Annotated in this window: 1 protein-coding gene; it reads left to right on the top strand. The window is 62.7% G+C overall.

All coding sequences use genetic code 11. The features are described from left to right. The coding region (locus tag HU738_RS25825; protein ID WP_367616192.1) for an immunoglobulin-like domain-containing protein at window positions 1-276 on the top strand (276 nt) is incomplete at both ends.

Below are 276 nucleotides of genomic sequence, written 5' to 3'. Positions count from 1 at the left end.
AAACCTGGCGATCAACAGTACAGCGGCAGTCACCACCGTCAGTGACACCATCGACACCTCTACCGTCACGCTAACCGCCACGCCATCTGTGGCCGAAGGCGGCACCGTCGTATACACCGCAACCGTCACCGCCCCAGTTACAGGCTCGGCTGTAGTGGTGGCCTTGGCCAACGGCCAGACCATCACCATCCCGGTCGGCCAAAGCTCCGGTACCGCCACCGGCGCCGTGTCCAATGACGTCTATCAAGGCCACGCGGCAGTCAGCAACAGCATCAC

This window comes from Pseudomonas vlassakiae (genome assembly GCF_014269035.2).
Lineage (GTDB): Bacteria > Pseudomonadota > Gammaproteobacteria > Pseudomonadales > Pseudomonadaceae > Aquipseudomonas > Aquipseudomonas vlassakiae.
The sequence above is the reverse complement of the archived record's forward strand: the minus strand, read 5'-3'. Positions and strand labels throughout refer to the sequence as shown.